The sequence below is a fragment of the Streptomyces sp. NPDC001678 genome (genome assembly GCF_042892945.1).
Taxonomy (GTDB): Bacteria; Actinomycetota; Actinomycetes; order Streptomycetales; family Streptomycetaceae; genus Streptomyces.
Genome location: NZ_JBIAUP010000007.1, coordinates 61,651 through 75,110, shown reverse-complemented (window position 1 = coordinate 75,110; position 13,460 = coordinate 61,651). Strand labels below are relative to the sequence as shown.

At 72.3% G+C, this 13,460-nt stretch carries 10 protein-coding genes; 6 read left to right on the top strand and 4 right to left on the bottom strand.

Features of this window, described 5'->3' with window-relative positions; translation table 11 throughout:
• The first annotated feature begins 70 nt into the window (after positions 1 to 70).
• Positions 71 to 1,393, top strand: coding sequence for a cytochrome P450 (locus ACFYZR_RS16915; RefSeq protein ID WP_391910838.1), 1,323 nt, complete (start codon positions 71 to 73; stop codon positions 1,391 to 1,393).
• Here the strand turns inward: ACFYZR_RS16915 and ACFYZR_RS16910 are convergent.
• Both ACFYZR_RS16910 and ACFYZR_RS16905 read right to left on the bottom strand, forming a co-directional pair.
• Positions 1,371 to 2,126: a hypothetical protein gene (locus ACFYZR_RS16910; protein ID WP_391910836.1), complete on the bottom strand. Its 756-nt coding sequence runs from the start codon at positions 2,124 to 2,126 to the stop codon at positions 1,371 to 1,373. The two genes, ACFYZR_RS16915 and ACFYZR_RS16910, sit on opposite strands and share 23 nt — an antisense overlap.
• A 45-nt stretch (positions 2,127 to 2,171) precedes the next feature.
• A complete protein-coding gene (locus tag ACFYZR_RS16905) occupies positions 2,172 to 2,741 on the bottom strand; it encodes a hypothetical protein (RefSeq protein WP_391910834.1) in 570 nt (189 codons plus the stop codon).
• A gap of 231 nt (positions 2,742 to 2,972) precedes the next feature.
• On the opposite strand from ACFYZR_RS16905, the gene ACFYZR_RS16900 reads away from it, so the two are divergent.
• Together ACFYZR_RS16900 and ACFYZR_RS16895 are read left to right on the top strand one after the other, a co-directional pair.
• Positions 2,973 to 6,779, top strand: a complete 3,807-nt coding sequence (locus tag ACFYZR_RS16900) for an ATP-binding protein (RefSeq protein WP_391910832.1) — start codon at positions 2,973 to 2,975, stop codon at positions 6,777 to 6,779.
• 1 nt (position 6,780) lies between these two features.
• On the top strand, positions 6,781 to 7,869 hold the full coding sequence (locus ACFYZR_RS16895) for a M14 family metallopeptidase (RefSeq protein ID WP_391910830.1): 1,089 nt from the start codon (positions 6,781 to 6,783) through the stop codon (positions 7,867 to 7,869).
• Here ACFYZR_RS16895 and ACFYZR_RS16890 read toward each other — a convergent pair.
• Together ACFYZR_RS16890 and ACFYZR_RS16885 are read right to left on the bottom strand one after the other, a co-directional pair.
• Positions 7,844 to 8,605 carry a crotonase/enoyl-CoA hydratase family protein gene (locus ACFYZR_RS16890; protein ID WP_391910828.1) on the bottom strand — a complete coding sequence of 254 codons (762 nt, stop codon included), beginning with the start codon at positions 8,603 to 8,605 and terminating at the stop codon, positions 7,844 to 7,846. The genes ACFYZR_RS16895 and ACFYZR_RS16890 overlap by 26 nt on opposite strands.
• Positions 8,602 to 10,248, bottom strand: coding sequence for an acyl-CoA dehydrogenase family protein (locus ACFYZR_RS16885; protein WP_391910826.1), 1,647 nt, complete (start codon positions 10,246 to 10,248; stop codon positions 8,602 to 8,604). Before ACFYZR_RS16885 ends, ACFYZR_RS16890 begins: the two co-directional genes overlap by 4 nt.
• 86 nt (positions 10,249 to 10,334) lie before the next feature.
• On the opposite strand from ACFYZR_RS16885, the gene ACFYZR_RS16880 reads away from it, so the two are divergent.
• From ACFYZR_RS16880 to ACFYZR_RS16870, 3 genes are all read left to right on the top strand, one after another.
• Entirely contained in the window at positions 10,335 to 11,093 is a 759-nt protein-coding gene (locus tag ACFYZR_RS16880) for a PaaX family transcriptional regulator C-terminal domain-containing protein (RefSeq protein ID WP_391910824.1), read from the top strand.
• Positions 11,094 to 11,188: 95 nt separating this feature from the next.
• Entirely contained in the window at positions 11,189 to 11,893 is a 705-nt protein-coding gene (locus tag ACFYZR_RS16875; protein ID WP_391910822.1) for a response regulator, read from the top strand.
• 34 nt (positions 11,894 to 11,927) lie between these two features.
• Positions 11,928 to 13,439, top strand: a complete 1,512-nt coding sequence (locus tag ACFYZR_RS16870; protein ID WP_391910820.1) for an ATP-binding protein — start codon at positions 11,928 to 11,930, stop codon at positions 13,437 to 13,439.
• The last annotated feature ends 21 nt before the right edge of the window (positions 13,440 to 13,460 follow it).

Sequence of the window (13,460 nt, the reverse complement as noted above, 5' to 3'; positions counted from 1 at the left end):
GCCGGGAGCATCCGGACAATTCTCCTGGCCCCTTGACGGGCCCGCCAGCCGACGACGTACCGTCCGGCCCGTGAGCGCACATCAGACGCACCCCGGGGCGCCCGCCGGCCCCGCCGCCGTGTTCGACCCGGCGACCTACGCCCGCGGCGTCCCCTACGCCCTCTTCCGGGAGCTGCGCGACCACGCCCCCGTCTGCCGGGTGCCCGAGACGGCCGTCGGACCGTGGCCGGCGGGCCCCGGCTACTGGGCGGTCTTCCGGCACGCCGACGTCAAGCAGGTGCTGCGCGACACGGAGACCTTCTCCTCGCACCTGGGCGCCACCCAGATCCGTGACCCGGACACCGACGCCGACCTCGCCTTCGTCCGCGCGATGATGCTCAACCAGGACCCGCCCGCCCACGTCCGGCTGCGCCGCATCGTCGCCGCCGCCTTCACCCCGCGCGCGACCCGGGAGCTGGAGACCGCCATCGAGGCCCGCGCCCGCGATCTCGTCGAGGGCGTCGCCGGACGGGGCGAGGCCGACTACGTGGAGCTCGCCGCCGACCTGCCGATCTGGACCCTCGCCCACATCCTCGGCGTCCCCGAGGAGGACCGGCGGCTGCTCTACGACTGGTCCAACCGGGTGATCGGCTACCAGGACGCCGACCACGCCGCCTCCAGCACCGCCGACCCCGACACCCTCAGCCCCCTCGGCCGGGCCGCCCTCGCCCACCGGCCCGCCACGCTCCTCAAACCCGACGGCACCCCGCTGAACCCGCGCTCGCCCGAGGCGCTCACCGACATGTACGCCTACGCCCACGCGCTCGCCGACGCGCCCCGGCCCGGCAGCGTCATGGCCCGGATGCGCGAGGGCGGGCTCACCGGCGACGAGTTCGAGACCATGTTCTTCCTCCTGGCCGTCGCCGGGAACGAGACGCTCCGCAACGGCATCCCCGGCGGCCTCCACTCGCTCCTCGACCATCCCGAGCAGTACGAGGCGTTACGCCGCCGGCCCGAGCTGACCGGCTCCGCCGTCGAGGAGGTGCTGCGCCACTGGCCGCCCGTGCTGGACATCCGGCGCACCGCCGCCCGGGACACCGAGCTCGGCGGGCAGCTCATCCGGCGCGGCGAGAAGGTCGTCGTCTACCACGCCTCCGCCAACCGCGACGAGCGCGTCTTCCCCGACCCCGACCGCTTCGACATCACCCGCACGCCCAACGACCACGTCAGCTTCGGCTTCGGCCCGCACTTCTGCCTGGGCGCCCACCTCGCCCGCACCCAGATCCGGGCCATGCTGCGGGCGACGCTGGACCGGCTGCCCGGCCTGGAACGGGCGGGCGAACCGGTCCGGCTGACGTCCAACTTCCAGAACGGCCTCAAGCACCTGCCCGTCAGATGGAGAACAGTTCGCTGAACGGGCCCGCCGTGTCGACCACTTGATGGCCGAAGGGCGAGTTGAAGTCCCAGATGAGGAAGAGGAGGAAGGCGATCAGCGCGCTGTAGAGCCCGGCGAGCAGCAGTTCGCGCGGCGACCGCCGGATCTGGAGCGTGAAGATCAGCCCCACCGCCACCAGCGCCCCCGCGATCAGCCCGAACCAGACCACGCCCGGCATCGTCGGCCCGGCGTTGGCAGCCCGCGCGTTGCGCGCCGCGTCGGCCGCGCCGATCTGGTCGAGCAGCGGCTGGTACGACTGGCCCTCGTGGTCGTCGCGCGGCTGGTACGAGGTGAGGTCGGCGCGCACCTTCTCGAGCAGCTCGGCGCCCTTGTCGTTCAGCTCGCCCGACTTGAGCATCGACGGCCACTCCTTCTTGACCGTGTAGCTCACATAGGAGTTCACGTCCGCGCGCACCTGCTCACGGGCGGCCGGGGAGTACGCCTGGACCCGCTCGCTCACCTCGTGGAGGGCCTGGGCCTCGGCCCGGGCGGTGTCCTGCGCGCCGTTGCGCGCCTCCCAGACACCGGCGATGGCCAGGCCGAGCACGATGGCATAGACCACCCCGACCATCATGGTCATGTACTCGATGACGTCGGGGGTCTCGTGGGGGTTGTCGTCCACACGGACCCGGCGCTGCTTGAGGACGGTGATCGACAGGACGACCGCGCACGCGGCGGCCATGGCGAGGGCCAGCATCAGCCACTCGGACAAGGGTTACCTCCAAGGAGGGTGGGTCGGCGGGTCGGAACCGGGCGGTCAGCTTCCGCCCCCGGTGCCGCCGCCACCGCTGCCGCGCGGGCGCAGCAGGGCGGCGGCGAGCACGGCGGGAGCGGTGATCACCAGCGTGAGCGTGACGAGCGAAGCGCCGTTCTTGGCCGGCTTGGCGACGGCCTGGTGGTACGGCCGCGCGATGTGCGGCGTGGGCGCGGGAGCCGGTGGCGGCGGGGTGGGCGCGGGCGCGGGGCGGGCCGGGGGAGCGGGCGCCGGCGGCGGGGGCTCCTTGCCCGGCGGCGGCTCGGGTGACGCGAGCGGCGCGGCCGGGGGCGCGGGCGCGGCCTTCGGCAGGAGCGGGGGCGCGGGCGTCGGGGACGGCGACGGGGGAGGGGGCGGCGGTGGTGCCGGGGTCGCCGGGCAGAGGGCGGCGAACGCCACGCCGAGCGTGCCCTCCGCGCGGGCGATCAGACAGCCGGGCCCGGCGTGCACGAAGGTTTCGGCGGTGCGGGATTCGACGAGCTCGTCGGTGACGACGATCCCGCTCGAGGGCCCCGCCGCGTCGGGCGGCTCCGGGAGCACCCCGGCCCCCACCGTCGCGAAGGCGACCACCAAGGTCGCGCATCCGGTCCGTCCCGCTCGGCGCCATCCATTCACGTCGGGGATCTTGCGGGGGTGGTGGCCCGGATTTCCACCTGTCCGGCGGAATTACTCCGATCGGGTGAGGGTGGGGGTGGCCCGGCTGCCGTGACACCCGGTGTTCGGCAGCGTTCGACAGCGGCGGAGGCCCAGCGCACGATGGAAGGGACGGAGGGTTCAGGGCCGATCGGCAAGGGCTGAGGCACCATGAACTACGCCATCAGACATCCCAAGGGAAAAGTCGCACCGCCGAGCAGGCCGCCCCTGGTCCGGGTCCGGCGCGGGCTGCGCCGCGTGGCCGGAGCCGTCGAGCGGTTCGTCCGAAGACTGCGGGTCCGTATGGCCGCCCGCAGCATGGTGGCGCCGGCCCGGCGCTGGTGGGCGAAGGTGTCGATGAAGACGTTCGTGCAGCGTCTCTCCTACCTCGGCGTCCTGCTCCTCCTGGCCTGGGTCGCCGAGGGCGCGTACGGAATGTTCACCCACCGCAAGTCGCCCATGCAGAGATACTGCGAGCAGCCCCCGGGCAACAGCGGCTGCATGGTGGTGTACGGCTTCCTGGCGCCGTTCCTGAGCATCGGGCTGGCGACGTGCGTCTTTCTGGGCGTGCAGTACCTCCTGGTGCGCAGACCGCTGAACAAGACGGCCAAGAAGAACGCCCGCCGTCTGGTGCCGACGGCCGGTCCGACGATGGCGGATGTGGTCGGGCGGAAAGAGGTGTGCCTCATCATCGCGCGGGCGTTGCGCGACCGGCGCACCAGACGGCCCTACCTGCTGGTCGGCGGTGTGGGCACCGGAAAGACGTCGGTGCTCGTCCAGCTCACCGAGCTGCTGGCCAGGAAAGGGGCCACCCCCGTGCCGGTACGGCTGCGGGACGCCGAGCTGGACGGGTCGCGGCTGGACTTCCACGAGTTGGGCATGAAGCGCTTCGCCGAGCTGGTGGACCGCGGTGTGCTGTCCAGCCATCAGAGCGAGCGGGTGTGGCGGCAACTGTGCATCGACGACAAAGTGGTGATCCTGGCCGACGGCCTCGAGGAGACCTTCGCCGAAGGGGAGGAGCAGAAGGAGCGGGACATCCAGATCCGGCACGCGATCGAGCGGGCGCGGCGTCAGAAGCTCCCCCTCGTCATCGCCTCCCGGCCGCACTCGCCACTGGAGAACACCCAGGCGGCGATCATCGATCTGGAGCCGCTCAGCGAGGAGGCGGCGCTGGAATATCTGGAGCGGGACAGCGTCGACCCGGACGACCACCGGCTGGACTGGATCGTCGAAACGGCGTGCGTGGCGGAATCCCCCCTGTACCTCCAGATCGCACGGCAGCTGCGGGACAATCACCTGCTCGACCACCTCGGCGGAGCCAAGGGTTCGGAGAAACTGGACACCCGTGACTCCGACCGGGTGGGCTTGCGGCTGCAGCTGCTGGAGACCTGGCGGAGTGCCCTGAGCACGGGGCATGTCCGGGGCAATATCGCGCTGTCCTCCGAGGACCGTGAGACCACCATCGAGGTCATTTCCGCGCTGGCCGGGATAGGTCTGCTGCGGGACCGGCTGGAGGTCCGGTTCGATGAACTGATCGGGAAGGACAACGACGCGGAATCGAGATTCCCGGGGGTCTGGGAACGGCTCTCGGAGAGGCTGGGAGTACGTTGCCCGGTGCACGGGGATCTGCGCCGGTGCCGGGTGCTCCTGGCCCTGTGCGCCACCCAGGGCGAACAACTCGGCCTGGTGGAGGCGCACGGCAATCGGGTCCGCTTCCCGCACAGCATCGTCCAGGCCTATCTCGGTGCCGGATATTTCGACGTCTCCTGCCGGGAAGCCTTCTCCAGGGCGCTCGAAGAGCCGGGGCCGGGCCGGGAGCTGCTCATCGGGCTCGTCCTCAGGTCCCGGGCGGACCGGCACACCACCCGGTGGGGAGCCGTCGACTGGGCGGACGTCGTCCGGCGGCTGCTCCGCGCGGCCGAAGGACGCACGGATCCCAAGGCGCTGGAGATGTACGCCGCCGCCCTCGAAATCGATCAGGTCGGCAAGGGCGCCGATCTCCAGGCCATCGCGCGGTCCGTCCTCCGGCGCTGGAAGTGGATCAGGTCGGGCGACCCGAGGACCATCGAAGGGACGAAGCTGACGCTGGTGCACCGGTTCGGCGAGGTCCTCCGGGCGATCGCCGGGGCCGGTTCCGGCGAGGACATCGCCGACCGGGTCCGGAACGGCTACGGCTCCCTGATCTCCCTCGCCACCGTCGAGCCCTCGTACCCCATCAGGCTCGCCATCGCACAGGAGGTGGGCGCGGGGGGCGATCTGGCCTTCGACGCCATTCGCAATATGTTCCCGCTGCCGCCCAAGGAGGAGATGTCCCGGGACGACGACCCCTGGGTGCAGTACGGGAGGGAGACCCGGGACGAGTCGTACACGGAACACCGGACCCGGGAGTTCTATCTCCGGCAGATGGCGGGCAACGATGAAGTCCGCGTGCAGTACGCGAAATTCGAGAAGGACAGCGTCGAGCGCCGGGCCGAGATCTGGCGGAAGTTCGTCATGCGGGCCTGGCTGGTGCCGCTGATGACCGAATCCGTCGGGGAAGCGCACCGAAGCCAGGCGAAGGAGAGGGTCCGGCTGTGGCTAGGCCATCTGGAGCCGGAGCACACCCACTCCCGTCAGGCGGACCTGCCGCTCTCCCTGGAGATCGCCCTGGCACAGGGCTTCAAGAGCGCCGCCAACCGGCGGAAGCTGCACCCGCAGGTGAACGAGGAGGCCCGGGAATTCCTCATCACGCAGGCGGAAGGGATGCTCGCCCACGCGCGTTCCTGGTTCGCACAGCTGATACTCATCCAGGCGCTGTGTCTGTGGGAGCTCCCGGACAGCTCGACGAGAAACCGGACCGGGCAGCCCGGCCGTACCCACGCGTCGGCGAAAGCCGATCCGGTCCAGGCGGTGCGGCGCTGGCTGGAGATGGCGGGCACCAAACAGGACCCGCAGGGCCGCGCTCAGGACGAGGACCGGACCCCCAAAGGAGACCGGCTGCATCCCTTCGTCGCCGAAGCGGCGAACCTGGCGGTGCTCGCCCTGCAGAGCGGCCACCCCGAGCGGTTCGTCTGGATCGACGAGATGGGGACGGTCGGCAACATCGGCTCCTCACCCGCCGAACCCGGCGCGTACCGCAAGCACAGCCTCTGGATTCCGCCCTCGGTGGGATGGTCCACCCTCCACCCCCGGGCCCAGCAACTGCTCGCCGACGTCATCCTTCTCCTCAACCTCACGGAGCGCGACACGGAGAACGTGGACGAGCTGGAAGCACGCCTCAAGCGCGTGAACAGGACCGCGCTGCCGCCCTGCCTCACCAAGGACCGCCGGCCCCTGGACCCCAAGCGGACCGTCGGCATGGCCGAGAACGCGCCACCGGGCAGCGCCTGCCTGCGGGACTGCCCCTTCGAGCTGTGCCCCTACCCCGCCATGGGCTCCCTGCCGCGAGCGGAGGTGCGTGAGACGTTCTGCCGGCAGCAGCAGGCGCTCCTGCGCCCGTACCGCCGGCTGAGCCATGCGAACCCCCTGTCCTGGGTGCGACGCAAGCGCGCGCCCTGGCAGGGCGTGACGTGCAAGGAACTACGGGACTTCTGGGAGGACATGGCGGCCAGATCCCGGATCCCCGCGAGCAATACGTTCTCCCTGCAACGCAAAGGAGCCGACATGGCTGACCGGGAAAGGACGCTCCACGTACGCGTGACGGCGACGGACGACAAGACGCTGCACACCACGCTCCGGGAGGAGCGGCCGGACATCGGCGGAGGCCCGTGCCGCACCGGTGGCCCGGGGGACGAGGTGAGCATCGAGGCCTATGTCACCGAACGGAAGGCCCTCGAGATCGACGGGCGTGACGGCGTCACCGTGCACGTCCTGAAGGACGCGACCGCCACCGGCCGGGCCCGGCAGGCGGAAGTGGGCACCGGCAACCGGTTCGCGGCACCCGACGCGGTTCCGCACGGGCTCGGGGAGAAGACGAAGGACGAGAGGCGGGAGCGTTGAGATGACGTACCTCAACATCGCCGAAGTCGACTCGGCGGCGGTGAACCTGTCGCACGCCTACCCCGGTCTCTGCGAACTCGTCGAGCTTCCCGAGACATCGATCGAGGGAGTCGCCTGCCACGCGCTGCGCATGGGTGTGTCCTCCGACGGCGACCGTGACTGTGCCGTACTCATCGGGGGAGTCCACGCCCGGGAGTGGGGAAGCTGCGAGATCCTCGTCGATTTCGCCGCCGATCTGCTGGAGGCGTACAAGTCCCGGTCCGGCCTCCGCTACGGCCGCAAGAGCTTCACCGCCGCCGAGGTGCGTACGCTGCTGGAGGACCTGAACATCGTCGTCTTCCCGCTGGTCAATCCGGACGGGCGCCGTTACAGCCAGACCGTCGAACCGATGTGGCGCAAGAACCGCAACCCCGCCCACGCGCCCGCCGGTCATAACGGCGACTGCGTGGGCGTCGACATCAACCGCAATTACGACTTCCTGTTCGACGCCGCCAAGGCGTTCTCGCCCACGGCGGGCGTACGTGTGTCGAGCGATCCGTGCGACCCACAGGTCTACCAGGGGCCTTACGCGTTCTCCGAGCCCGAGACCCGTAACGTCCGATGGCTCCTGGAAAAGAAATTCCCGCACACGCGCTGGTTCGTGGACGTGCACAGCTATTCCCAGGACATGCTCTACGCATGGGGCGACGACGAGGACCAGTCCGACGACGATTCGATGACCTTCCGCAATCCCGACTACGACGGAAGCCGAGGCCTGGCCGGGGACACCGGCTACCGTGAATACATCCCCAAGGAAGACCTCGACAGCGCGACCGCGCTCGCGCGGAGCTTCAGTGGCGCACTGCACGACGTACGGGGCACCGAGTACACCCCGAAGTCGAGCTTCGACCTCTACCCGACATGCGGGACCAGCGACGACTACGCGTTCTCCCGGTACTTCACCGACGACAAGAAGGAGAAGATCCTCGCCTACACCATTGAATGGGGCACGGAATTCCAGCCGCAGTGGGCCGAGATGGAGAAAATCATCAAGGACGTGAGCGCGGGTCTCCTGCAGTTCTGCCTCAGCGCCGCCGCCGTCGCCCGGTGAAGCGGGCCACCCCCTCCGCCGCCTCCGGCAAGGCCCCCACCCCATGGGTGAGTTCGACGCCCAGCGCCCGCTCCTCCTCCAGCCCCTCCTGGTCGAGCACCGACGCCCGGTCGCTCCGCAGACACGCCTGCGGGAAGCGGGCGATCTCCTCCGCGAGCGACTCCGCCGCCGCGCGCGAAGTGCCCGGCGGCACCAGGCGGTTGACGAGCCCCATGGCGTACGCCTCGGCGGCCGGGACCGGGCGGCCGGTCAGGATCAGGTCCATGGCCCGGGAGGTGCCGATCAGGCGGGGCAGCCGGACCGTGCCGCCGTCGATCAGGGGGACGCCCCAGCGGCGGCAGAGGACGCCGAGGACGGCGTCCTCCTCCGCCACCCGCAGATCGCACCAGAGCGCGAGTTCCAGGCCGCCCGCGACGGCGTGCCCGGCGATCGCCGCGATCACCGGTTTGGCCATCCGCAGCCGGGTGGGGCCCATCGGCCCGTCGCCGTCGGGCGCCACGCGGTTGGCGCGGCCGGTGCCGAAGGCCTTGAGGTCGGCGCCCGCGCAGAACGCGCCGCCCTCGCCCCACAGCACCGCGACCCGCGCCGCCGGGTCCGCGTCGAACGCCCGGAAGGCGTCCGCCAGGGCGGCGGCCGTCGGGCCGTCCACCGCGTTGCGCACCTCCGGGCGGGAGAGGACGACGGTGGTCACCGGGCCCCGGCGCTCGATGCGGACAGCTGTCGGCACAGGAGTCACGGGGTGTCCTTCGGGCGGGCCCGGTCGAGGATCTGCCCGAGGTCGCTGCCCGTCGGCAGGGTGCCGAAGGCGTTGCCCCACTCGCCGCCGAGCCGCGAGGCGCAGAACGCGTCGGCGACGGCCGGGGTGCTGTGGCGCACCAGCAGGCTGCCCTGGAGGACGAGCGTGAGCTGCTCGGCCACGCGGCGGGCGAGGAGCTGGGCGCGGTGGGGGTCGGAGAGCTCGCCGAGCAGGGCGCGCAGCCGGGCCGTGGCGGCGTCCAGCCGGGCGTCCGCGCCGGCGGCGAGGCCGACCTCGGCGAAGTAGGCGTCCAGCGAGGCCGGTTCCCGGGTCAGCGCCCGCAGCACGTCGAGCGCCGCCACATTGCCCGAGCCCTCCCAGATGGACAGCAGCGGCGCCTCCCGGTAGAGCCGGGGCATGCCGGACTCCTCGACGTAGCCGTTGCCGCCCAGGCACTCCAGGGCCTCGGCGGCGTGGGCGCTGCCGCGCTTGCACACCCAGTACTTGCCGGCGGCCAGCGCGAGCCGGCGCAGGGCCGCCTCCCCCTCGTCGCCCGCCTCCGAGCGGTCGAGCGCCGCCGCGAGCCGCAGGGCCAGCGTCGTCGCCGCCTCGGACTCGACGGCGAGGTCGGCCAGGACGTTGCGCATCAGTGGCTGGTCGATCAGCTCGGCGCCGAACGCCCGCCGGTGCGCGGTGTGGTGGAGCGCCTGCCGCAGTCCGGCGCGCATCCCGGCGGCCGAGCCGATCACACAGTCGAGGCGGGTGATGTTGACCATCTCGACGATCGTGCGCACCCCGCGCCCGGGTTCGCCCACGGGCCAGGCCAGCGCCTGCTCGTACTCGATCTCCGCCGAGGCGTTGGAGCGGTTGCCCAGCTTGTCCTTCAGCCGCTGGAGGCGCATCGCGTTGCGGGTGCCGTCGGGCAGCACTCGCGGCATCAGGAAGCAGGTCAGGCCCTCCTCCGTCCGCGCCAGCATGAGGAAGACGTCGCTCATCGGCGCCGACGTGAACCACTTGTGGCCCGTGACCGCGTACGAGCCGTCGCCCGTGGGCTCGGCCCGGGTCGTATTGGCCCGGACGTCCGAGCCGCCCTGCTTCTCCGTCATCGACATGCCCGCGATCAGGCCCCGCTTGCCGAGCGGCGGGCGCAGCCCGAAGTCGTACGTCCGGGACGCCAGCAGCGGCTCGTACACGGCGGCCAGCTCCGGCTGGGCGCGCAGGGCGGGCACGGCGGCGTACGTCATCGACACCGGGCAGCCGTGCCCGGCCTCGGCCTGCGCCCAGGCGTAGAACTTCGCCGCCCGCACCAGATGCGCGCCGGGCCGGGCCTCGGCCCAGGGGGCGGCGTGCTGGCCGCTCCCGACGGCGGCCGCCATCAGGTGGTGCCACGCCGGGTGGAACTCGACCTCGTCGATGCGGTGGCCGTAGCGGTCGTGGGTGCGCAGGACCGGCGGGCTCGCCTCGGCCGTCCGGGCCCACTCCGCCACCTCCTCCGAGCCGGCCCGCGCCCCCAGCGCCCGGACCTCGGCCTCGCCCCGGCCGCCGCCGTCCCGGCGCAGCGCCTCCAGCAGCGCGGGCTCGTCGGCCGTGGAGAAGCCGGTCAGGGGCGGGGCCTGGTTGAACACGTCGTGCGTGGCGCTCACGGTGACCTCCGGGGGACACGGTCCGCATGGCATTACACTTTCATGATGCGTGATGTGGAGCTGTAATGGATAGGGTTTCGTCAGTCATGGACACCACCGATTCCCTCGCCCTGCGGCCGCTGACCGCGCGCTCGGTCGTGCTCTCGACGCTCCTGGGCCACCACCCGCCCGCCCTCCCCGCCCGCGCCCTGGTCCGCGTCGGCGAGCTCTTCGGCACCGCAGAGGGCACCGTGCGCACCGCCCTGACCCGGATGGTCGCCGCCGGGGACCTGGAGCAGCGCGACGGCACGTACCGGCTCACGAGGCGGCTGCTCGCCCGCCAGGCCCGGCAGGACGACAGCCGCGCGCCCCGCACCCGCGCCTGGTCCGGCGGCTGGGAGATCGCCGTCGTCACGGCCGAACGGCGCCCCGCCCCGGAGCGCGCCGCGCTGCGGCAGGCGATGGCCGCCCTGCGCCTGGCCGAGCTGCGGGAAGGGTGCTGGACGCGGCCCGCCAACCTCGTCCGCGACCCGGCGTGGCCGCCCGTGGTGGCCGGACAGTGCGCCCTGTTCACCGGGGCGCCCGAGGGGGACCCGGCCGCCCTCGCCGCCGGCCTGTGGGACCTGACGGGCTGGGCCCGCCGCGCCCGGGCCCTGGAAGCCGCCCTTGAGGCGCTGCCCGGCGGTCCGGACCGTCTCGCCGAGCGGTTCACCGTGTCGGCGGCGGTACTGCGCCATCTGCTGGCCGACCCGGTGCTGCCCGCGCCCCTGCTGCCCCCCGACTGGCCGGGGGAACGGCTGCGGCAGCGCTACGAGGCCTTCGACCGGGACTTCCGGTCCTTGCTGCTGCGGCACATCGGGGTGTAAGGGACAGGGGCCGATTTATGAGGAGTCGGTGACAGTTCCGGCGGGAGTGAGCCCCCGGGCGCGTTCGCGCACACGAACGACCGATACTGGTCCTCATGTCACGCGTGCTTCTGATCGAGGACGACCGGGCCGTCAGGGAAGGGGTCACCCTCACCCTGCGCCGCCGCGGCCACGAGGTCGAGGCCGCGCCGACCGGCGAGGCCGGGCTGACGGCGCTGGAAAGCTTCCGCCCCGACCTGGTGCTGCTGGACCTGATGCTGCCCGACAAGAGCGGCTTCGAGGTCTGCCGGCGCATCCGCGCCACCCAGCAGATACCCATCATCATGCTCACCGCCCGCGGCGACGACATCGACGTCGTGCTCGGCCTGGAGGCCGGGGCCGACGACTACATCGTCAAGCCCGCCCGCGGCGAGGTCCTGGAGGCCCGCATCCGGGCCGTCCTGCGCCGCGCCGCCCCCGTCGACGGCGGCGGCCCCGACCCGGCCGTCCCCCAGGCCACCGCCGAGACCCACGGCGACCTGACCATCGACCGCGCCGGGCTGCTCGTCTCCAGGCACGGCCAGGACCTGCCGCTCGCCCCCTCCGAGATGAAGCTGCTGCTCTACCTGTCCGCCACCCCCGGCCGGGTCTTCAGCCGCCAGCAGCTGTTGGAGCACGTCTGGGAGCACAGCTACCACGGCGACGCCCGCCTCGTGGACGCCTGCGTCATGCGGCTGCGCACCAAGGTCGAGGAGTCCACCCGCTCCCCCCGCTACATCCAGACCGTACGGGGCTTCGGCTACCGCTTCGGCCCCGTGTGAGCCCCGGAAAACCCCTCCCCACGAGCCCCCTGGAATGAGCCCTCTGAACCGCCCGGTCCACCTGCGCCGCCCCACCCTGGGACGGCCGGCCCTGCGCACCTTCTACCGGGGCCTGCGGGCCCGGCTCGTGGTGGCGTTCCTCCTCGTCGCCGCGCTCAGCGCGCTCACCACGGCCGCGCTCACCTTCCGCGAGGCGCGTACCGCGATCCTCAAGCGCACCCAGGACACGGCCGTCTCCGCGCTCCGCGCCCAGGTCAACTCCCAGGTCCCCGACCTGCGCTTCCCGCCCGGCCACGGCGACCTGGTCAGATTCACCACCAATCTCGCCCGGGCCGGCCAGGCGCAGCACTGGAACATCTACGCCCGCTACCAGGGCGGCGCCATGGTCCCCCCGGCCCGCCCCGGCGCCAAGGGCATCCCCGACGGCGTGCAGCAGAAGGTCCACGACGGCATCGCCGCCTTCCAGCGCGTCGACATAAACGGCGAGCCCTGGCTCGCCATCGGCCTGCCCGTCGCCTTCAGCGGCGAGGACGGCCGGCTGTCCGGCCTGGAGGTCTACGCCCAGGTGCCGCTCCGCGAGGACGAGGCGAACGTCCAGGCGCTGGTCGACGCGGCCCAGAGCGGCGCCCTGCCCGCCGCCGCGCTGGCCATCGTGCCCGCCCTCCTCGCCGCGCGCGGCGTGCTGCGGCCCGTACGCGAACTGCGTCGCGCCACCCAGCGGATCACCGAGGGTGAGCTGGACACCCGGCTGAAGGTCACCGGCAGCGACGAACTCGCCGACCTCTCGCGTACCTTCAACGACATGGCCGCCGCCCTGGAGGAGAACGTCGCCGAACTGCGCCGCATGGAGGCCAACTCCCGCCGCTTCGCCGCCGACGTCTCCCACGAGCTGCGCACCCCGCTGGCCGCGATGACCGCCGTCGTCGACGTCCTCGACGAGGACGCCGAGAGCCTCGACGAGGACACCGCCTACGCCGTCCGGCTCATCAGCCAGGAGACCGGCAAGCTCGCCCGCATGGTCGAGGACCTGATGGAGATCTCCCGCTTCGACGCCGGCGCCGCCGCCCTCCACCTCGACGAGGTCGACGTGGCCGAGACGGTCCGCAAGACCCTCCAGGCACGCGGCTGGCAGGACAAGGTCACCGCCGACCTGCCCGAGGGCGTACGGGCCCGGCTGGACCCGCGCCGCGTCGACGTCGTCGTCGCCAACCTCGTCGGCAACGCGCTGCGGCACGGCGGGGAGCCGGTCGCCGTCGCCGTCCGCACGGAGGTCCGGTACGACGGCGGGGAGCACAGCGGGGAGCGGCTGCTGATCGAGGTCGCCGACCGGGGCGAGGGCATCGACCCGGAGGTCCTGCCGCACGTCTTCGAGCGGTTCTTCAAGGCCGACGCCGCCCGGGTCCGCTCCGAGGGCAGCGGCCTCGGCCTCGCCATCACCCTGGAGAACGTACGACTGCACGACGGGACCGTACGGGCCGCCAACGGGCCCGGGGGAGGCGCGGTGTTCACCGTCGACCTCCCGCTGCGGCGCGGAGGTGACGAGTGATGAGGCGACGGGTCATGAGGC